Annotated in this window: 17 protein-coding genes and 1 pseudogene; 5 read left to right on the top strand and 13 right to left on the bottom strand. The window is 46.6% G+C overall.

Annotated elements, in window-relative coordinates; genetic code table 11:
• The first annotated feature begins 59 nt into the window (after positions 1-59).
• Complete coding sequence (locus E7747_RS14635) at positions 60-2,369, top strand: hybrid sensor histidine kinase/response regulator (protein WP_136416741.1); 2,310 nt, start codon at positions 60-62, stop codon at positions 2,367-2,369.
• On the top strand, positions 2,362-3,684 hold the full coding sequence (locus E7747_RS14630) for a sigma-54-dependent transcriptional regulator (RefSeq protein ID WP_136416739.1): 1,323 nt from the start codon (positions 2,362-2,364) through the stop codon (positions 3,682-3,684). Before E7747_RS14635 ends, E7747_RS14630 begins: the two co-directional genes overlap by 8 nt.
• 146 nt (positions 3,685-3,830) lie before the next feature.
• Here E7747_RS14630 and E7747_RS14625 read toward each other — a convergent pair whose 3' ends face one another.
• A complete protein-coding gene (locus E7747_RS14625) occupies positions 3,831-4,949 on the bottom strand; it encodes a site-specific integrase (protein ID WP_136416737.1) in 1,119 nt (372 codons plus the stop codon).
• An 830-nt stretch (positions 4,950-5,779) separates the two neighbouring features.
• Between E7747_RS14625 and E7747_RS14620 the strand changes: the two genes are divergently transcribed.
• The 3 genes from E7747_RS14620 to E7747_RS14610 all read left to right on the top strand — a co-directional run bounded on the left by E7747_RS14620 (position 5,780) and on the right by E7747_RS14610 (position 8,719).
• Positions 5,780-7,126 carry a site-specific integrase gene (locus E7747_RS14620; RefSeq protein ID WP_161953446.1) on the top strand — a complete coding sequence of 449 codons (1,347 nt, stop codon included), beginning with the start codon at positions 5,780-5,782 and terminating at the stop codon, positions 7,124-7,126.
• A gap of 455 nt (positions 7,127-7,581) precedes the next feature.
• Positions 7,582-7,995 (top strand): GNAT family N-acetyltransferase, encoded by a 414-nt coding sequence (locus E7747_RS14615; protein WP_228449188.1) that lies wholly within the window; start codon positions 7,582-7,584, stop codon positions 7,993-7,995.
• Between the two features lie 181 nt (positions 7,996-8,176).
• Positions 8,177-8,719, top strand: coding sequence for a TetR/AcrR family transcriptional regulator (locus E7747_RS14610; protein ID WP_107036982.1), 543 nt, complete (start codon positions 8,177-8,179; stop codon positions 8,717-8,719).
• A 544-nt stretch (positions 8,720-9,263) separates the two neighbouring features.
• On the opposite strand, the gene E7747_RS14605 is transcribed toward E7747_RS14610, so the two are convergent.
• The 12 genes and pseudogenes from E7747_RS14605 to E7747_RS14550 form a co-directional block, all read right to left on the bottom strand.
• Positions 9,264-9,803, bottom strand: a complete 540-nt coding sequence (locus tag E7747_RS14605) for a hypothetical protein (RefSeq protein WP_107036981.1) — start codon at positions 9,801-9,803, stop codon at positions 9,264-9,266.
• Positions 9,782-11,374, bottom strand: a pseudogene (locus E7747_RS14600) (RHS repeat domain-containing protein); the annotation flags it as partial. The pseudogene E7747_RS14600 and the gene E7747_RS14605, both read right to left, overlap by 22 nt.
• Positions 11,367-11,636 carry a hypothetical protein gene (locus tag E7747_RS14595; protein WP_124076411.1) on the bottom strand — a complete coding sequence of 90 codons (270 nt, stop codon included), beginning with the start codon at positions 11,634-11,636 and terminating at the stop codon, positions 11,367-11,369. The gene E7747_RS14595 and the pseudogene E7747_RS14600, both read right to left, overlap by 8 nt.
• A gap of 191 nt (positions 11,637-11,827) precedes the next feature.
• The gene (locus tag E7747_RS14590; RefSeq protein WP_228449333.1) at positions 11,828-13,858 is read right to left on the bottom strand and encodes an RHS repeat domain-containing protein; all 2,031 of its coding nucleotides are present in this window, start codon (positions 13,856-13,858) and stop codon (positions 11,828-11,830) included.
• Positions 13,859-14,395: 537 nt separating this feature from the next.
• A complete protein-coding gene (locus E7747_RS14585) occupies positions 14,396-15,133 on the bottom strand; it encodes a hypothetical protein (RefSeq protein WP_124076413.1) in 738 nt (245 codons plus the stop codon).
• A gap of 2 nt (positions 15,134-15,135) precedes the next feature.
• The gene (locus E7747_RS14580; protein WP_124076415.1) at positions 15,136-16,092 is read right to left on the bottom strand and encodes a relaxase/mobilization nuclease domain-containing protein; all 957 of its coding nucleotides are present in this window, start codon (positions 16,090-16,092) and stop codon (positions 15,136-15,138) included.
• Complete coding sequence (locus E7747_RS14575; RefSeq protein WP_124076417.1) at positions 16,073-16,459, bottom strand: plasmid mobilization protein; 387 nt, start codon at positions 16,457-16,459, stop codon at positions 16,073-16,075. The genes E7747_RS14580 and E7747_RS14575 overlap by 20 nt, the downstream gene beginning before the upstream one ends.
• 185 nt (positions 16,460-16,644) lie before the next feature.
• Positions 16,645-17,124, bottom strand: coding sequence for a DUF3408 domain-containing protein (locus E7747_RS14570; protein ID WP_136408638.1), 480 nt, complete (start codon positions 17,122-17,124; stop codon positions 16,645-16,647).
• Positions 17,121-18,206: a DUF6371 domain-containing protein gene (locus E7747_RS14565; protein ID WP_107036991.1), complete on the bottom strand. Its 1,086-nt coding sequence runs from the start codon at positions 18,204-18,206 to the stop codon at positions 17,121-17,123. Before E7747_RS14565 ends, E7747_RS14570 begins: the two co-directional genes overlap by 4 nt.
• 90 nt (positions 18,207-18,296) lie before the next feature.
• Positions 18,297-19,670, bottom strand: coding sequence for a DUF3987 domain-containing protein (locus tag E7747_RS14560; RefSeq protein WP_228449187.1), 1,374 nt, complete (start codon positions 19,668-19,670; stop codon positions 18,297-18,299).
• Positions 19,651-19,968, bottom strand: coding sequence for a helix-turn-helix domain-containing protein (locus E7747_RS14555; protein ID WP_160631494.1), 318 nt, complete (start codon positions 19,966-19,968; stop codon positions 19,651-19,653). The genes E7747_RS14560 and E7747_RS14555 overlap by 20 nt, the downstream gene beginning before the upstream one ends.
• 374 nt (positions 19,969-20,342) lie before the next feature.
• On the bottom strand, positions 20,343-21,332 hold the full coding sequence (locus tag E7747_RS14550) for a DUF6043 family protein (RefSeq protein ID WP_123543107.1): 990 nt from the start codon (positions 21,330-21,332) through the stop codon (positions 20,343-20,345).
• Positions 21,333-21,441 lie beyond the last annotated feature (109 nt).

Raw genomic sequence — 21,441 nt, 5'->3', positions numbered from 1 at the left:
CTCCCCCGAAGTCCTTCAGGACATTGTTGATTTTATCTCTTTCAAACCTCATTAAATTTATGATTTCAATCCGCAAGCTAATATCATGTGGCTATATTCTAATATTCATACTAATAGGAATGATTATATATTGCTATCAGTATGAATGGAAAAAGCTTGAAGTATTAGAGAAGGAGAACCGAACCACTGATGAGTTGCGCCGACATGTTAATGAATTAAACTTTCGCTTAACAGGATTTTCTTTGTTAGGAGAAACAATATTGGAATGGGAAGATAAAGATATTGTAAATTATCATTTGCAGCGTATGGCTTTGGATAGTATGCTTTATTATTTCACGTCTATCTACCCGTTTGAACGCATTGACAGTGTACACTATCTTTTAGAGGATAAAGAAAAACAAATGCGACGAATTGTACAGATGCTTGATGAACAGAAAAGCATCAAAGAAAGGATAGCCCGTCAAGTGCCTGCAATCGTATATAAAAGTACGCAAGAACAACCCAAGAAGCTGAAGCGAAAGGGATTCTTGGGCATCTTTGGTAAAAAGGAGGAAGCAAAGCCCACCGTGACTACCACGATGCTCCATTCTCTTAGCCGGAATATGATAGCCGAACAACAAGCACAAAGCCGCCGTTTATCGGAACACGCTGACAGTCTTGCTGCACGGAATGCCGAACTTAACCGTCAGTTACAAAGTTTGATTCGCCAAATAGATGGAAAAATACAAGCTGACCTGCAAAAGAGAGAGGACGAGATAGCCACCATGCGTGAAAAATCGTTTATGCAGATAGGTAGCCTGACAGGATTCGTCCTCCTCCTGCTGGTAATCTCATATATCATCATACACCGTAATGCCAACCGAATCAAACGGTACAAACAGAAAACGACTGATTTAATAGGACAGTTGCAACAGTCGGTAGAGCAAAACGAGGCTCTGATAGCCTCTCGCAAGAAAGTCGTGCATACCATCACCCATGAACTGCGCACACCTTTAACCGCAATAATCGGTTATACCTCGTTGATGGAAAAAGGCAATGATGCAGATAAAAAAGAGCAATATGTCCGTAATATCCGGCAATCTTCGGAACGTATGCGTGAAATGCTCAACACCATGCTGAGTTTCTTCCGTCTGGACAACGGTAAGGAGCAGCCGAACATTTCTCCTTGCCGGATTTCAGCAATCACGCATATTCTTGAAACAGAGTTTATGCCAATCGCCATGAACAAGGGGCTGGCTCTTACCATAACCAATCAAACGGATACAGTCGTCCTGACCGATAAGGAACGTATCCTGCAAATCGGCAACAACCTGCTGTCAAACGCCATCAAGTTCACGGAGAACGGTGGCGTTTCTCTGACAACGGACTATGATAACGGCGTCCTGAAACTTATCGTCAAAGATACGGGTACAGGTATGACCGAAGATGAACAACAACGGGTATTCGGTGCGTTTGAGCGTCTGTCAAACGCCGCCGCAAAAGACGGCTTCGGACTGGGACTGTCCATCGTTCAGCGTATCGTGTCAATGCTCGGAGGCACGATACAGTTGGAGAGCGAGAAAGGCAAAGGCAGCCGTTTCACGGTGGAAATACCCATGCAGACAGCCGGGGAACTGCCGGAAAGGATAAATCATGCACGGATTCATCATGACCGTGCATTCCATGATGTGATTGCCATCGACAATGACGAGGTACTTCTCCTGATGCTTAAAGAAATGTATGCACAGGAAGGCGTACACTGCGACACCTGCACCGATGCTGCGGAATTGATGGAAATGATACGCCGGAAAGAATACAGCCTGCTTCTGACGGATCTGAACATGCCGGAAATCAACGGCTTCGATCTGCTGGAACTGCTGCGCACCTCCAACGTTGGCAATTCAAAGACTATCCCGGTAGTCGTGACAACCGCTTCGGGCAGTTGCAGCAAGGAGGAACTTATGGAACGTGGTTTCTCCGGTTGCCTGCTCAAACCGTTCTCCATATCGGAACTGATGGAGGTTTCAGACAAATGCGCCATGAAAGGCAACCGGAATGAAAAGCCGGACTTCACCTCCCTGCTGTCATACGGCAATGAAGCCATCATGTTGGAAAAACTCGTAGCAGAAACCGAAAAGGAAATGCAGGCAATCAGGGAAGCGGGTCTAAAGAAAGACCTTCAGGAACTGGACGCCCTGACACACCACCTGCGAAGTTCATGGGAGATACTCCGTGCCAACCAACCGTTAAGGGAACTATACAAATTGCTTCATAGCGATGGCACACCTGACGATAAAACAATTGGCAATACCATAAAATCCGTATTGGATAAGGGTTCGGAAATCATCCGGCTGGCAAAAGAAGAAAGGAGAAAATACGAAAATGGATAAGACAAAAATCATCGTGGTGGAGGACAACATCGTGTATTGCGAGTTCGTCTGTAACCTGCTGGCACGCGATGGATTCCGCACCATGCAGGCTTTCCACCTCTCGACCGCGAGGAAATATCTGCAACAGGCCGCAGACGGGGACATCGTGGTTTCCGACCTGCGCCTGCCCGACGGCAACGGTATCGACCTGCTACGCTGGATGCGCAAGGAAGGTATGATGCAGCCGTTCATTATCATGACCGACTATGCCGAAGTGCATACGGCTGTTGAAAGCATGAAACTCGGCTCGCTGGACTACATACCCAAGCAGCTTGTGGAAGACAGGCTCGTCCCTTTGCTACGGAACATATTAAAAGAACGGAATATCGGACGAAGCCGTATGCCCCTGTTCTCGCGTGACGGCTCGGCGTTCCAAGCCATCATGAAGCGGATAAGGCTGGTAGCCCCCACCGACATGAGCGTGCTGATATTCGGGGAGAACGGCACGGGCAAGGAGCATATCGCCCACCTGCTGCACGACAAGGGCAAGCGGGCAGGAAAACCGTTTGTGGCTGTGGACTGCGGTTCGCTCACCAAAGAGCTTACGTCGTCTGCTTTCTTCGGACACGTCAGAGGGGCGTTCACGGGTGCGGACAGTGCCAAGAAAGGCTATTTCCATGAGGCGGAAGGCGGTACGCTGTTCTTGGACGAGGTGGGCAACCTCGCACCGGAAACCCAGCAGATGCTACTCCGCGCCATACAGGAACGGAGATACCGTCCGGTAGGTGACAGAGCTGACCGTAGTTTCAATGTCCGCATCATCGCCGCCACCAACGAGGATCTGGAGAAGGCGGTCAATGAAAAGCGTTTCCGGCAGGACCTATTATATCGTCTGCACGACTTCGAGATAACCGTCCCGCCGTTGCGCGACTGTCAGGAGGACGTCATGCCGCTGGCTGAGTTCTTTCGCGAAATTGCGAATCAGGAACTGGAATGCGATGTCATCGGTTTTGACGGAGAAGCCCGCAAGACATTGCTGACCCATGCGTGGCCGGGCAATGTCCGCGAGCTTCGTCAGAAAATCATGGGCGCGGTGTTGCAGGCACAGACCGGGCTTGTAACGAAAGAGCATCTGGAACTTGCCGTGACGAGGGCGACCTCACCCGTCAGCTTCGCCCTGCGCAGCGATGCGGAAGACAAGGAGCGTGTCTTACGCGCGTTGAAGCAGGCGAACGGTAACCGCAAGGTTGCCGCCGAACTGCTCGGAATAGGACGTACGACGCTGTACAACAAACTGGAAGAATATGGATTGAAGTATAAATTTCAGCAATCATAGTCCATAATTCGCTGAATTTAGTTACCCACAAAAGTATGTTTTTTTCAAAAAATAGTATTATATTTGCATTTAGAAAAAGTGTTCTTTTGATTTAATGCAAAACGAGGTAAAATACAGAACTTCGCTTGTTTCTAAATCGTTACCCATCAAGAAACAAATCTTTGCAAACTATTCAAATTCAGCGATAAAGACAATTCGTAATGTCTTCTTTGATGCGAGGTGAGATGACGATTGATTTTTGCCAAATCCGCCACCTCTTTGAGATAGGCATTCATACGTTGGTTGGAGATGACCGGCAACACCACGCCTTCTAACAAAACTTTCGGGTGGTTACTGTATTTCTCAATCAGACGGCGGGGAACATCAAGCAGGGGAATAACGCTCAGTTCACCCGTTTTCTCCCTGTGCTTGCGTATCCACATCCGACCGTCGGCGTCGGTGGTGATGTCTGAGCGTTTGAGCGACTTTATGTCGCAGAACGCCAGCCCGGTGAAGCAGCAGAACACGAAAGTGTCACGCACAGCCTCCACGCGTGGATAAACTTTTAAGTCCAGATCCATCATACGTTTCAACTCGTCTTCGGTCAATGCCTCGCGGTCTGCGACGGTACGTTTGAAACGTTTGCCGAGGAACGGATCTTCCGAAGCCCATTTGTTGGCTATGGCGTACTGCATCACATTCTTCAGGTAACGCAGATAGCGCACAGCCGTGTTGTTGGCGGCTTTTTTGTTCATGCGCAGGAAGTGTTCAAAATCCTGCACGAATCCTTTTGTCACATCCTTGACCGGAATGTCAGCCACATTTTGCGTCAACTGCATGAACTCTTCCAGATAGGTGACACAGCGCACCCAACGCTCGTATGTGGCCTTTCCCATGTCGCCGCGTTCATATTCGGCGCGTCGCTGTTCGTTTGCCATGCGGAATACCTCGCAAAGCATTTTGGGCTTCTCGATAGTGCCGAGGAAATAGTCTCGCAGTATTTTCGGATTTACCATCTTCCCCTCGCGCACAAGCATATTGTGGATTTCGAGGAAGCGGGCTTTCACAACCTCGATATACTTGTTAAGTTCGAGGTCTCGGCGCGAGCGGCCTTTGGACATGGCACGCTTCTGATCCCAGTTCTCAGGGGCGACACTGCGACCGAGGTTCATTTCCGAAATCTGACCGCTCACGGTGATGCGGACGAAGATTGGATACTCGCCGTTGCGGAGGGCGCGGGCCTTCCTTGCTATGAAAGACAAGGTGAAATAAGAATCATATAACATAGTTTGAAATTGTGGTTTAATGGTTACATAAATATAATCATTTTCGCCCAATTTCACAACAGGCAAGAGCAAGGAAATCAACGCCGTATCGCAAATCCGGTGAACACTTCCGTGAACAGGAAGAAACTTCCGGACATTGTTCACGAATTATTGTTCGACAATTTCATGATAATTCTCCGTTCTGCCACCTTGTTCACGATTGAACACAATCACAAACTCGGCTTAACAGGCGGGAAAGAGTTAAAAACAAGACTAAATTAACTGTCGCGTAGTTAAAAACTTCAATTGATGTTAAATTTCGCCAGAAATCAACTCCTAATTCCCGAAAAGTGGAGTTTTGAACCCTGTGGAAAGTATAAAAGCCCCACTTTTGAAACCGCAAATCGCAGAAAAACGCAGAAGGATAGAGGACTACAAATTCGCTTCATAAATCGTGAACAAAACTGTTCACGCCGGAGGCTGTTCACGAATTGCACACCGCCATACCTCATAATGTTCACTATTCTGCCGGATAGGGGTATTACAAAAATCGCTGAAACTGTCTTAGTTTCAGCGATTTGCGGCATCTTGCCGATTTGTTCTGTGATCCGCCTGGGAGTGACATTTGTGAATCGTATTGAATCGTAATGAATTTTAGCATTCAAAGCTAATTATTACGTATTGATTGATTATCAGCGCCTTATCATAACAAAGCCATTCGAGACATTGAACTTTGGAAATCATCAGGGCGCAAGTAGAGGCAGAAGATGTGGACAAAGCGTGGACGGAAATTTTGCCATGTGGTACAAAATTGCGTAATTTTGTACCACATCAAAATAATCTCTCTGAATATGGCAACCATAACACGCTCTCTATCCTCTAAGGTCAACGCCAATGGCGAAGCTGAAATCATGTTGCGACTGTCGGTGTCGCGCGAACTGCGTCTGCGCCTGAAAAGCGGCATCTTTGTTGAGGCTACCCGTTTTCGTGACGGTAAGATCATTATGCCACGCGCAGACCGAAAGACACTAGCAAAGTTACAAATAATAAATGACAATCTGATATCTTTGGAGAGCCGACTGATTTCGCTCTGTGTAAGCACACCACAAAAGTCTCTCTCCAAAGAATTTTTCGAGGACGCTATTCTGCGTCACCACCACCCGGAACTGTTTGAGGCCGCTCCGAAGAAGATGTCGTTTTTCGATGTGTTCAATGAATTTCTCGACAAGCATCTTGACGGCGCACCACTGTCAGGCCACTACAAGGTGCTTGCCCGACTGTTGCGTCGCTTTGAGCTGTACAGGCAGAAAACGACCCGGACAAAGTTCACGCTTATTCTCAACGACTTTGATTCCGCTGAGATAGAGCGGTTCAAGGAATTTGTGGTCAATGAGCCGAAAATTTATGACAAATATCCCTCAATATACAAGACCGCCTCTGATGTCGTTGAGACTGCACGTAAGCCCCGTCGCCCGGAGAAACGCGGCGAGAATTCTGTCATAGGGATACTAAAAAGGCTTCGGGCTTTCTTCAACTGGTGTGTGAGACGTGGCTATCTCGACCGCACTCCGTTCGCAACTTTCACAGGTATAGGCAGTGAGAAATACGGCACTCCTTACTATATCACAATAGAGGAGCGCGATTTGATAGCCGATTTCGACCTGTCGGATAAACCGGCTTTGGAGGTGCAACGCGACATATTTGTTTTTCAGTGCCTTATCGGTTGCCGAGTGTCGGACTTGTTGGAAATGACGTCGGGAAGCATCATAAACGGTGCAATCGAGTACATCCCCAACAAGACCAAGAATGAACGCCCGGAGGTTGTACGAGTGCCACTGAATACACGCGCACGGCAATTGGTGGAGAAATATTCTGCCAAAGGAGCTGAGAAACTGTTTCCTTTCATCAGCGCACAGAAATACAACGAGGCAATAAAAAAGATATTCACTCTCTGCGAGATAACCCGAATGGTGACTGTACGCAATCCAAAGACCGGGGAAGAGGAGAAACGCCCGATAAATGAGATTGCAAGCAGCCACATGGCACGGCGTACATTCATCGGCAATCTATACAAGAAAGTCAAGGATCCCAGTCTTGTTGGGGCTTTGTCAGGGCATAAAGAGGGCAGCAAGGCTTTCGCCAGATACAGGGAGATTGACGAGGATCTGAAAAAAGAACTTGTCAGCTTGCTCGACTGATGTTATTTTATCAGCCTATTAAGCTGATTATGTGAGAAATTTGTTGTACCTTTGTAATTGAATTAGTAAAAGGAGATAAAACTATGGCAATGACAATTAAAACATCCCCGAACTTTGGGGCGAAGATGCAAGAATCTTCACCGAGGAAGCGGAGCGCAATGGCAAATTGCCTACGCCAAAACTCTCGGAATCACAGCGTAAGGTGCTTTCCACAATGTTGGAGAGTGCCAAGAACATCATATTTCCTCCACGGAAAAATTGACAATGGCTGAATTTATTTTCGTAGAAAACACCTTTATGGTGCCTTATACCAAGGAGGTCGCAGATTACTGTGACCCTTTTCTTGTGGAGATTACGACCTTGACGATTTTTTCAGCCATGATGTCTTTCTCTATGAGGATGAATTGCTTGGCAAAACGTATTGTTGGATAAACCGAGAGAATCAGCGTGAAATTGTGGCGATTGCCACTCTCTCCTACGATGGCATTAAGACCTATACACTCGACAATCCGTCACGAAATGCTCTCCAACGAAAGATACCCCAGCAAAAGCGCCACCGCAGCTATCCTGCGGTGTTGATTGGTCGCCTCGGTGTGAACAAGACATTTCAAGGTCAAGGATTGAATATAGGCACTCAGCTCATGGATGTCCTCAAATACTGGTTTATGGACGAGAATAATAAGGCGGCTTGCCGCTATATGCTCGTTGATGCCTACAATACCGAATCCACTCTGCATTACTACCTGAAAAACGGCTTTAAGCCTCTATATAAGACCGAGCAAGGAGAGAAAGATGCGTTTGGCATATCTGCCGATGAGGATTTGAAAAGCCGGATTTTCTTCTTCGACCTAAAATTGATAACAGCATAATTTCCTCTGCATTTTCTGCATTATCCGCATTTTGCGTGGAAAATTTTAGTAAGAAGACGGATAGATATGAAACGCGAGTCCATACGTCATACGGGTATGGGGTTGCGCCGTATCTTTCTTACAGGTCTTCCACAACAACCCTCGTGTTAGATACGACGCTTCTCCATACCCTTTTTGCGTAATGTCGAAACATCGGGAACAATCGTTAAGAAATAGGTCGGATATACTTAGAAAGTGCTATCCGCTGGTTGCTATCGGCAGTTGGGACGCTATCGCGATTTCCGATATTGAAAAGGTAATCAAGCAGACAAGGGGTGCTATCGCATACTATTTCAAGAATAAAAAGACTCTTTTCGCCAATATCCTCGACGAACTGTTCTTCCCGGTGTTCGCGCTCTCGGATGACGAACGCGAGAAACTATCCAAGGCTACTGTCTCCGACTTCTATAACAGATACAAGACCCCGTTTGAGCGAGTCCGCGATGATTTAAGGGATAACTACGGTGTCGAAAATCCGTCACAGGCAATCTTCAATCTATTCATTCAAGGCTCCAAGCACTACGACCAATTCACATCAAACGTCGGCGAACTGATGCAGCTGGAGCAAGACTTCATGAGCCGCATAGTCGGAGGCCGTGTAAACAACATTCTCGACCTAAACCGCGTCTATGTCGAGAATATCGGAAATATCTTTATCGAGTCAATGAATTTTGATTCTAATTAATAATATATCATTCATTTCAGTAAATTTGATATGCTATTATTTTTACGCTGATTGAGAGTGTCCGGGATGATTTAAGGGACAATTACGGTATAATAAATGCGGCACAAGCTATTTTCAATCTTTTCATACAAGGCTCTCGGCATTATAAGAATTTCACCAAGAGCATCAACGACCTGATGATTGAGGAGGTTGACTTTATGAGCAAAATAACCGATGTTGTGAATTATACCAAATAGATATGTTTCGAAGGTATATTAAAAACATAGGAATAATTTTTGTGAATTTAATTTCAAGGGGCGAATTTTGATGTACAAAATTATAATTCTACCCGCATATAGATTTTCCAATTTTAATTCACCTAAAAGATTTTGTCATAGTTTAATTTTCTGAACGTCACGCTTAACGACAAACATTTATATTATGAGGCTGGAATCAGTTTTAGTAAAAACCTGATTCCAGCCTCAATTCTAAGAGAATTTTATTGAACTCTGTTTATCTATCAATCGTATCTCACCAAACACTCATATGAGAATTTCGTGATGACCTAATTATGGCTTCGATACTGTACATTAAACGAGTTTTCAATCACACTAAAAAGGTCCTCGTAATTTTGAGGAAGGACATTGAGTATGCCAATTTCAAAATTATCTTTTCTGTAAAAACGATTTAAACGCTTAGTGTTTTTATTTAGATTAATGTGATTGCTAAGTTTATTTAATCGAGAATTGTCCGACTCTTCCAAATAAACTTTAAGATGACTAATAAGTTCACTATAATCCGAAAACTTATTTGGTTCATATATGATATAAATGTACTGATAATCTTTGAGTTCTACAACAGTTATCCCCATATCATAATCCACCCTTTTTACCATTTTTTTAGGCAAATTGAAAGAATATGATGGTATGGTATTAATTGTATCACCAGAACTTGGATTGGCATAGGCATATCCTAATACTTTTATGAGAGAGTAATCATCTCCCCCATTCGTGTTGGGGGAGATAATTGCTTTACAAGAAATCAGGGTGCATACACCAATTAACATAATTGCTAATTTAATAGCTATTTTGTCTTTGGTTTCCATTTATGAATCTTATCTACAGCTCTCTCAAATGATGAGAATTTGTAATTGTCAGAGTTCAATGCCCCAGTCCTGTTATAGAATCGTATTCGTTTTTCAACGGTTACATTTGGTGAACCACCAATTGTATTATGATTATTAGGAAGCTGAACCATCTTATAACCTAATACTACATTAGGACTATCTCCAACAGTATTATCTATGTCAGTTTGAGAGGGTAAATTATTGTATAATAACTTGCTATCACCTTCATGGAAGATTAACTGCGGGTGAGAATGCACATCATAGGAAACCCTGTCTCCAACGTTGACAAGAGCGTCAATTGCATCTTTCCAGTGAGCATCGTTAACAACATCGCCCTCTCCCTCAACAATTGGGGAAATCGTGCCGTTTTTTCCAACCCGGAAACCATGTTCATTGCCGGTTTTCTCGGTTAGATCATATGTTTCTTTCATGGTCTTTACAACTTCTCTTGATGGAACAGCCATACATTTGCCTTCGCTGACTGCGAGTGCAGCTTTATCCTTATCCTTCTTCGTTATAAAAACCATTACCCTGACATCTTTTTGATCATCTATGGTTTGAATATATGCTCCATTTTCGTTAAAATAGTCAGTTAATCCTAATGGGTCAACACGATTTATCGGATTGTTATGACAAAAAGTATAACTGGATATATCGGGCGAAATTTCTTCCATTGGATCCGTTGACATCCACAGACTGAGACGTGGATCATAGTAACGAGCACCGTAGTAGTACATACCTGTTTCCTCATCGAATTCCTTCGCGTTGAAGAGATAAGGCGTGTTCCATACGTTGTTTCGCTCCTCGATGAAGACCTCTCCGAAGGGGACATACTCTATGTGCTGAACCACTTCACCGTCAAGGTTGGTGATGAAGCTGGAGCTGCCGAGGTGGTCGGAATGATAGAAGAACTGCAAGTTCTCGTAGTTGTCGGGGTCTTTGAACGACCGCGAAACCGCGCGGGTCTGAGACTTCCGTGCCTCTGCCACCGCCGCCTCCATAGAGCCGTCGTTGCAGCAGAACCCTTCACCATCGGCATAGTTGTCATTGTCAGTACCGTTGTAGGGAACATCGAAGAACTTGTAGTTGTCCTTGATTACCTGTTGCTGGGCTGCATACTTCGATTTGTAGTCAACCGAAAGACCGTCGGTGTTCGCACCGGCATACTCGATGCGACGCGGGTCTGAGCCGTAGGAGGCGAAATCGCCGACCTTGGACACGATGCGTTGGCTACCGGCGTAGATATGCTTGGTGTAGCGACCTCCCTGATTTGCCACGAGATACGGGCTTACATAGAGGGAGAATTTAGCGGTGTTGGTCGAGCCGCCGGAGAAAACTCCGTTGACATAGACCTGATCGCTTTCGCCCGAAGTCTTGACAGTGCGTTCACCATCGGCATCGTACCAGTAGTTGGACACGAAACCGTTGTCGTCCACAGCAAGCAGACGATTCTCCTCATCCCAGATGAGCTTGCGCTCACCGACACTGTTGTCCCTATGTCCGTCAGTCATAACCCGGTTGGTGTTTACATAGACTATGCCATTAGATTCCATTGAAACCTGTTAGGCTTAGGTCCTTTTTTATTCGGTATATATATATATACCCGGTTGGATGAGCATATTTTATAAAAACACATTTTTTATTGTATTTTATTGCTTTTGCATAACTTGGTGATTTATCGTCAAAAATAGTTGTTTTTAAACTATAATACATCTCCTTAATAGGGGCACCAAATACCATCACATAGGAATATCTTCTAAAGTCTATTTTATTGGACTCAATGAAATTCTTAACATCAACAGTATCGTTCACCGATTCAATACAAACCTCAAGATCTTCTTTAGTATTTATAAACCTATAGGCATCAGGATAGTACGGAGTCTTAAGTGTAGTGAGCTTATAGCAAGCACTATATTTGATATAGTGCTTGCTATAAGCGATAGAGAGTAGACTTAAGACTATTGTCGCAGTAAATACGACAATGAGAAAAAGTCTTTTTTTTGTCATTTGCCCTGCTTTCTTAATGAGTTATTGGAATTGTAGTAAATGCGCCATTTACCTCCATTTGCTGGATATGGTTGCAAATAATCTGATGAAGGCGAAAATAAATCCATTAAGCCGTAATGGTAATTTACAGATTCACTTGTGCCTTGCACTCCATAAAATTTGAAATATTGAGCAAATACATACGCTATTGGTCGTTGTGACCCAAGCAAAGCTCCTTGTTGATGATCTCCTTCTCCGTGTGGATGTGGATTTGTGTCTGCAGAATGGCAAGAATACATATATAACATCGCATTTTCAATATTGCCAGTCGGTTGAGGAAGATCTTGAATATTTGGAGCAGGAGACCTTGAAATATTAGTTTTCCCATCTCCTGTTGCCGTAAACTGCTGACCTTCACCAACAAGAATTGATTGATTCTTCCCGTGCGTCATAATTAATACTTCAGAAATCTCAGTTCCATTCATATTTTTCCAATCTTCTGAGAAAGCCTGAGTAGTACTTGTCTGACTCATGGCTACACTTCCAGCTCCATACTTTTTGATGCCGTCATTATATTGCACTTTTGCTTGTTTGCTGAAATCTTTTGAATAAAATATGAATTTCTTGATATTCTTAGTATCTGTTATGACCTGCCCATCTAAATCAGTCCATTCTTTTCCATTGTAATCTATGTATATTATAGGATTATTGCCTGAGAAACAGTAGGAAGAATGGCTATAATATTCTTCTTGTGCTGGGTCAGTTGACATCCACAGGCTGATACGTGGGTCATAGTAGCGGGCACCGTAGTAGTACATACCTGTCTCCTCATCGAACTCTTTAGCGTTGAAGAGATAAGGAGTGTTCCACACGTTGTTGCGCTCCTCGATGAAGACTTCGCCGAAGGGGACATACTCGATGTGCTGAACTACTTCACCGTCAAGGTTGGTAATGAAGCTGGAACTTCCGAGGTGGTCGGGGTGATAGAAGAACTGCAAGTTCTCGTAGTTGTCGGGATCTTTGAAAGACCGCGAAACCGCGCGGGTCTGAGCCTTCCGAGCCTGCGCAACAGCCGCCTCCATTGAACCGTCATTGCAGCAGAATCCTTCGCCGTCAGCATAGTTGTCGTTGTCAGTGCCGTTGTACGGTACATCGAAGAACTTGTAGTTGTCCTTGATAACCTGCTGCTGCGCTGCATACTTTGACTTGTAGTCAACCGAAAGGCCGTCGGTGTTGGCACCGGCATATTCTATGCGGCGCGGGTCTGAGCCGTAGGAGGCGAAATCGCCGACCTTGGACACAATTCTCTGCGAACCAGCGTAGATATGTTTGGTGTAACGACCTCCCTGATTAGCCACGAGGTACGGGCTGACATAGAGGGAGAATTTCGCGGTGTTGGTCGAGCCACCGGAGAAGACTCCGTTGACATAGACCTGATCGCTTTCTCCGGATGTCTTGACAGTGCGCTCTCCGTCGGCGTCGTACCAGTAGTTGGACACGAAGCCGTTGTCGTCAACAGCAAGCAGACGATTCTCCTCATCCCAGATAAGCTTGCGCTCTCCGACACTGTTATCTCTATGGCCATCCGTCATTACGCGATTGGTGTTGACGTAAATAAGGTTGCCGTTTTTGTCGTACTGGTAGATGTGACCGTTCTCCACTTGTTGACCTTCGGGAGTCTCCTCAGTGCGGTAATTAACATCCTTTACACTTTCGAGTTGGAATTTCTTTCCTTCTTCCGAACTGTAGGCGTAAGTGAGGTCGTAACCGACATTGAGGGTGCCGTTGAACTGAACGTTGTCCTGAGTGAGATGCTGGCTCTTCGACTTGATGCGGTGCATATTGTCATAGCCCATAGCGAGGGTATAGGATGCGGACTTGTTGTCTGCTCCGGTGTATGTACCTTTGGCGGTGGCGAGACGATAGAGACCGTCATAAGTATAGGTGTGCGACATCTGGCCGCCGGCATTGCCGTTGGCAGGGAGAGAAGCATTATTTGCCACCGAAAGTACATTGCTGACCGCATCAAACGTATAGGCGTTGTCCATAATGGATGTGCCTCCGCTGTTGACAGCGAGATTGCTCAGGCGGCGACGGTTGTCGTAGGTGTAGAATGTCTCCGCGCCGTTGCAGTACTTCAGGTAGCTGCGCTGCTCGAACTTGTCGTAGCCTAACTTGGTGATGTAGTCATAGCCGTATGACTTCTCGCCGCGAACCTTTTCAAGGAGACCTCCGAGGTTGTAGGAATAAGTAACCTTCTCCTCGTCGGGATAGATCATCTCGATGAGTCGGTTGTGGCTGTCGTAAGTCCACTGGGTGACGTAGGTTGCAATCGCCTGATTTGGCACGATGAGAGTGCGGCGTGTCTTGGTCTGATTTAAGGTCACACCATTATCAATAGATATGCTTATACATCGCGTCAGAATCATTACAGGAGTTGAGATTGCTATTCCATCTTAATTAACAAAATTACGGATAATATTTAAACCAACAATGCGATATGCTGAAAAACATATCAGTATTACTCCGATTAAAAGAGAAATGCCACCGAAAGCTCATGTAGCAGCCGGTGGCATGGGATATATTTAGGGATTGGTAGGATAGTAGTTTACAAAAGTGGTGTCGGCTTGGGTTCTATGCTCCTGATGTCGGATTAGCGACCTCATGCTGTCAACTTCGTTGGGCTTGCCGTGGAGCATAAGGCGTTCACGGTGCATTACCACATTCATGTCGCGGTTAAGTCCACGCTCGTAACGGTAGAGCCATTCCACATCTTTTAGCTTTGAGTTTTTGTTGAGCTGATAGAAGAATCCATAACCGAATCCTCCGGCGGCGATAAGTAGAACAGCAAAGATGGCATAGACCCAATGTGGGGTAGCACGCCACCATTGCCCCCAAATTATCGACTGAGCTTTGTAGCGCATGTCGTTCACCACGTCATAGAGCTTTCTTCGCTCATCCGCAAACTCCCTGCGGAATCCTTCATAAAGAGCGTCCTTGACCTTGTCTCCCAGATTGTCGGACAGTACATCCGCAACTCCTTTCGACAGGCTACCCGGCAGTTGCTCCATGACTTTTTTGAGTGTGCCGTCGGTTGAAGTTTCCAGTAGCTTCTCATCAAGCAGTTTGCCGATGCTTTCATTGGTTGCTATGTTGTCGGGCAATTTCACCGTTATCGGCCCTTGATTGACTGCTTGTGGCGGTGGCGTTGCCTTCGCTTTTGTTTCGAGGGTCTCGATGCGGGTGGTGTGGTTGGTTACTGTCTTTTGCAGGTCGTCAATCTGCTCACCTTGTTTCTTGACGTCATCATATAGCTTTGACATATTCAGATTTTTCTTGATTTGCGTTTACGTTTGGCTTCTTCTTTCTTGATGGCGTTTTGAAACGCCTGTTCCTCAGGATCGAAGCCGGGGCCGAGAGTGAACAAATTTCCGATTGCCCCGACGGTGGCTTCAATCACATCTTCTACAAGTGAGGGCTTTTGCGTCGGGGTATATTCGACCGTTACTTTGGGGTGTGCCGGAGCATGATCAGACTGTTGTTGCCCATGCCTGCGGTTGAACTCAAAGAGGTTGTTCAGTCGGCGATATGTGAAAGCACGGTCGATTTTAGACCCGTTGACCGTTATGTCACCGTCTGTAAATTTCACTCCGATGTGTTTGCCGGTGTTGTGGTCATCATGGAATTTTACCTCAATTCCTGCACAGGCGAGTCGGCGCGAGAATTCATCCCACGACTTACAGCCATAAATCGCCTGACTGATCCGCTCCTTAAATACCGGAATTTTGTCCTCGTATTTCTGTTTCAGCGGCGAGTATGTGAGTCCGTATTTGTCCTTGATAGCCTTTACAACACGGTCGCTGCGCCTGAAATTCTTGCGCTCGTCGACTGCATTGCCTGACATATTCACACGGTTATAGACGATATGAAAATGCGGATGTTCGGTTTCCAGATGGCGCACGACAAGATACTGGGTGTTCTTGATTCCCATACCGTCTATATACTCTTTTGCGAGCTGAGCCATGAATTCATCGGTCAGTCTTGACGCATCGGCGGTGTCAAAACTGATGGAAATATGTCCTGCCGGATTCTCCTTGCCGGGCATAAATCCATGTATCGCTTCAAACGACTGAACCATTTTCGCATAGTCGGAGATGAAGATATTATCGCTTCCGATGATGCGCCATGTGTCTGGTGTGTACTCTTTCGGGTCGTGGAACTGGCGCGTCACATACCCCACGACATCGTGAAACGTGCCGCTTTTAAGTATTCTTGCAAACATAGTCAGTCTCTTTATTGGGTCTTAATTTTTTGAGAATGTCAAACATCTTATCGACGACGGCGGCTAATTTATTGGCCGCGCTGCGAAGTTTGAGCTGATGAAAACAGGTCATTGCCTGATTGAAATCGGAGCTGAGATTTAGTATTCCTTTGGCAATCTCCTTTTCAATCTCGCTCAGGCGACTGACGATAGTGAGACGGAACGCGCCATGCCTGACATACTCCGCCATCTTTACTCCGGCGGCTTTTGACCGCTCCAGAAGGTCGGAGTATTCGGCATCGTTCAGTTTGATTGTCACCACATGGGTGCGCTTCTCATCGGTCGGTTTAGAGGGACGACCGCCCTTCCTGACAGTAGGTTTACTCATAGTAGACATTGTTGTGGTTTATGTGAATCGGGGAGGCAAAGAGCGGCTTATGCTGCGCAGTTTTGGGGAGTCGTTTTCGGAGAAAAAGAAATCCCGAAACATATCCTTGCCTTCCCAATTCACTACGTTCATCGGGAAGCTGCCCCACGGTGTACCGGGTGCAGTGGTATCCCGACATTATCATCTCAGAGTTTACGCCATATTTCGATGTCGTTGGCATAGAGATTGAGATGCTCCAAGAGGACGGCGTTGATGTAGCTGCCGACGGTGGTGTCACGGTCGCCGAGGATACGGGCGATGCGTTCGAACTTCTCCCACACGCTGTCCTCAATGTTGACAGGGTGACGCTTCTCCAGCTTTGCCGGCGTGAGATAGGTAGCCTTGAAATCGGCGTAATCCGATTTGCGCTGTTGCTTGCCCACGCGCTGTTGCTTCGGTGGCTCGGTAGTGTCGGTTGCCGTCTGCTCGTTGTCGAACAGATTGTCTGTGTTTGCAGGAGAAGTGCTGTTGACAGCGTTGTCGCTGTTAACAGGATTGACAGGGTTGGTTGAGTTATCTGACTTCATAATAAAATCGGGATTATGGGTTGATACTTTGGATTCGGGCGCATCGGTCAACTGAGTTGACTTGGATGCGGTTGTTGACGGAGATTTCTTTGCTGTCATGATTTATCAGTTTTTGAGGGTTTGTGAATAGTATCAGTATCCGGGTTATACCGTTCAACTGACACAAGAGTGAGTTGCAGATCATCCATGAGTTTCTGCAAAATCGGATTACAGCGTATCATTGATTGCAGTATCGCTTGGTCAGGCTCGATTTGCAGCAGATAATCTGCTATGTCGAGTCCGGCTGTTCGCTCGTCATCAGTGGCAACTTCTTCAAGGAGGTTGAAGATGCTTGCCTCGATACCGAGACTGCGTAACAAACTCAGCTTCTGCCGCCACTGGTCGGTCGCGCCAATATCGGGATACAGGATAACCTGACAGCCACGGAGAACACGAAGTGCATCGGCATTAAAGCAACCGTTTTTACCACCTGTTGCCAGCCACACATATTCCGGCAGATAATAAGATGCCACGATTGCAGTTTTTTCGCTCTCGACAATGGCAACCGGTTTGCCTCGGTTCATCGGCAAGAGGTGTTCGCCGAAAAAGCACTGACGCAGATTGAACTCCGGCAACTTCAACAGCGAATGAACCCATGTCACATGATTGAATGGCTCTTTGACACGCTTGCCGTTTTCGGCATTGTAGAGCATGACCTTACCCGTGCGGACACAACCTTTAATATCGGTCTGCCAGAAGACGCATGATCCCGGCCAGTGCTTCGATGTGCCTACGCGGTAATCCTTCATCAGACGGAGCGCGTCCTCGGGCCCAAACTTGGAGCGGAGGAACAGATAGAGATTGTTCTTCTCATATCCGTGCAGAGTCTGTGAAACAGTCTCTGCCGCGATGAAGGAGGTAGGCTTTAGCTGCTCGGTCGGTTTGGCTCGCCATGCTGACGGAGTTGCGAAATCACAGTGCACAGGCTTCGCCTGTGGATTACGCTCGAAATATTCCTTCGGCGTAAGATGATAGCCGCAGCTCTGTTCATGGTCGCATCTGCCGACATCGTCGGGAAACGAGATTTGTTTCTCGGTGTCAATATACCGGCTGAAACAACGTTTCTTGTGGCAGGCGGGGCAGGGATGTCGTGTAGCCACTCCTTTGTATGGCTGGAGAATGAATCGGTGTATATTATTCATAGATTCTCAAAAAATCGGTTCGCACTATCTGCATTATCTGCATTTTGGTTGGAGGAAAATGCAAAAAGTGCAGAAAATGCAGGTTTACAGTCATATCTTGCCATAAATTCCATGACGTATTTTCTGAAAGTGAATCCCGGTGAAACGCCTGATAAAATCCTTGAAAGTACGCTCCGGCATAGAATTGTCGGCTGCGATTTCAACACCCTGTTCAGTTGTGAACTCATCGGGTAGAGCCGACATCACGGCTCTTTGCAGTTCCGACAGCGACAGCTCGCGGATAATGCCCTGCACTCTTGTGGCGGTTGTCTTGAAATAATCCACAAGTGATATGGCATTTTCAACCGATACAAGCTCTATTTCCGATTTGTCAGCTTCACCACATGCCCAGCGCGCCATTTGCATTATTAGACAAAAGCGTATGGCATGGAAATCGAACTTGTTATAGACACCTTTCAGTGCGTCACATTCCTCCCGGTTACATTCCTCAGTGTTCTGACGTTGCCATTCGTAAAGTCGCGATTTTGCCTCAGGAGTGAAAGGCAGAATCCCAGCGACGATATTGCCGTCATCATCGGTTTCGTAGGGCATTGCCACAAGTCTGCCGATGATGTCAGCCCATGCCGCTTCTATGTCGAACGATGGTTCTCTGTCGCTCCACGGCTGCTTGTCCTGATTGCCGGGCATAACGAACAGCAGACGGTCGATGAAACCATTTGAGGTGCGACTTCCCTGAGCCAGCTCATTGAGTATACCGTTCTGTATAGTTCCCACAACCGAGATAAAAGGACGGCTGATATAAACCGAGTTTTTCACGCCCTTGCGGTCGGAGAACGACGGATTGGCATTGAACAGTTTGAGCCAGTATTCCTCGTCAGAACCTTTGTTGTAGCGGTTGAAGTTCTTGAACCATCCTGCAAGCTCGTCATTCCACATAAGTATGCCACGCAGATTCTGCGAGTGAATAAGCAGCATGGCTTCCGGGGTGGCGTCAGAAATAAGAAAACGTTTGCATACCGGGGCCACAGGGTGCGGGGCTGTACGCTCCTTCATTGGCAGTTCACGCTGACGCTCGTATTCCTCGCAAGCCTTGACATAAGCGCGTGTCGCCTTACCGTCCAACTCGGTGAACGGTCGGATGGCAAAATTCAGAGGATGCGACTTGCACGCTCCGGGTCTGCCCACAAGAGCCATGAACAGAATCGCGCTCTCATCCCACTTCCCTTTGAGCCGGGCGAAATGGGTGTTGCCGATGCCAAGACCGACAGCCACAAGCATAGCCCCGGCGAGATAATCCACCGGATAGCCGTAGCAGTCGTTGGCCTCACGTACAATCCTCTGCATCTTCATCGGCAACGCTCCTAACGGAAAATCTCCGCCGTTGACGCTAATGCCCATATCCACGGCTTTACCGAGTACAAGCATCGGGTCGATACCTTTTCTGTCAGATACGCTCTTTTCCATACTCATTAAGGACTTTGTTAACAGCCGACGTGCGGTAATATACTTTCGCGCCCACAAGCACGGCTTCAAGATATTTGCTCCTACGCCAGTTTCTAAGGGTGTTGGCGCATACACCAAGCATCCGCATCACCTCCAAACGGGGAATAAGCGGATCTGTGTCCGCCGCCTTCAACGTAGGCAGCAGTTCCTCCTTGGTCTTTGCTACTATATAGTCGGCAAATTCCTTGAGGTCGCACAGGGGGATGGCCAGTGTAAGCCCGGCCACTCCTTCCTGCAAAAGTTCGGATAAACCTGTCATGTTGATTTTATTCGCGTCGTCTGGGTTAAGACATTGACCGCACCGACAACAGTTAAATGCAGTCAAAGGCTGTTCAGCCTGACGCATCGGCAATCGTATTGAGGCGTTGGGGGCGACCGGTCTATTTTCCCCGTTGAGCCTCGTTACCACTATGCGTTTTCAGCGTTACAGCGGTGCAAAGAAAGCACAAATCTCGTGCACTTGCAAATGTATAACACTGATAGATAGTGGGTTAAATTCGTTTTGGTTCGTAACGAAATAAAACGAAGAAATTTGTCTGAAATAGGGGTAAACCAAACTGCCAAAAACGACAAAAGCCACCCGACAAAATTGTCAGATGGCTTCTGCATTATGGTTTTGGTCGAGCGCTTATGTCAGTCGGCAAACATATAATCGGCTACACTCAGCTTCTCCCGGATGTCATTGTATTCGGAAATATACTCCGGCCGCTCGAACATTCGGATTTTGTTGCCCTTGTACTCGGTAAGCTCCATATAGCTCTTGTGACCCTCCTGTATGCTGCGCGGGGTTGGGATTGGTATTCCGGGATTATCCTTGTATCTTTCGGAGAGAGCGGAATGAAACTCGACGATATTGGTTCTCGCCAACGCCTGCCCCTCGTTAAGCACGATAAATAGCATGGCGAAATCCTTGCCGCTATTGCGTATCTTCACATGGTTGTCGATGCAGTCAAAGAGATAATTGTCGCCATTGGGCAAAAGCTCGGTCAACGGGCGACGACGGGCGGCTCTGCCCGGAGCACCTTTCTTTCCTGCGGGTTTTACAAATTCCCGTATTTCTTCCGAAGCTGTCTTCAACTTGGCGATGGTCTTGGCGGTAACGTTAGGTTCGCTGCCCATCTCGCGCTGTTCCTCGACAAAGTTAGCCCAGTCCTCTTCTGTTCGGCCTTTCAATGCTATGCTGCTCTTGATTATCCACTTGATATGGTGTTTCGCTCCCAAGCGTATAAGAAAATTAGTCTTGGGATTTCTGATAAGGTCTTCACCGTACTCCACCATACACTCGAAGCTGCGCCCGTAGAACATCCATGCCAACATCGGCAGGAAAATGTTGCCGGGTATGTGGGGAGTATTCAGCCCTGTCAGCAGATGGTTCTCCATGCCTCCCTCGACAAGCATCTTTTCCAGATGGCCCACATCATTCGAGCTGTCATCTTTAAGATGCAGCAGCACGGCTGTCTCAAATTGCGGCATGAAAGCCTTGGCATGGTTGAATACCGCGATGAAGCCGGGGCCTTCGCGGTCATGCATCCAGTCGGTGAAGTTGCAGTATTCCTCGTGGTGTGTGGCTTTCCATTCGCGGAGAAGCCCTTTTGCGTGTTCAATTTTTTCCTCGTTGTTCATAAATGGGGGATAGTTGTTGCAGCACGAAAAATTCGCACCGAAATACAAAACACGCACCCCGGCCATAATGTTTGAGAAAATTTAACACTCAACATCGAAAAATTTTTGT

It is taken from the genome of Duncaniella dubosii (genome assembly GCF_004803915.1).
Lineage (GTDB): Bacteria > Bacteroidota > Bacteroidia > Bacteroidales > Muribaculaceae > Duncaniella > Duncaniella dubosii.
Note: the sequence above shows the minus strand (reverse complement) of the source record. Positions and strands in the feature narration are given on the sequence as shown.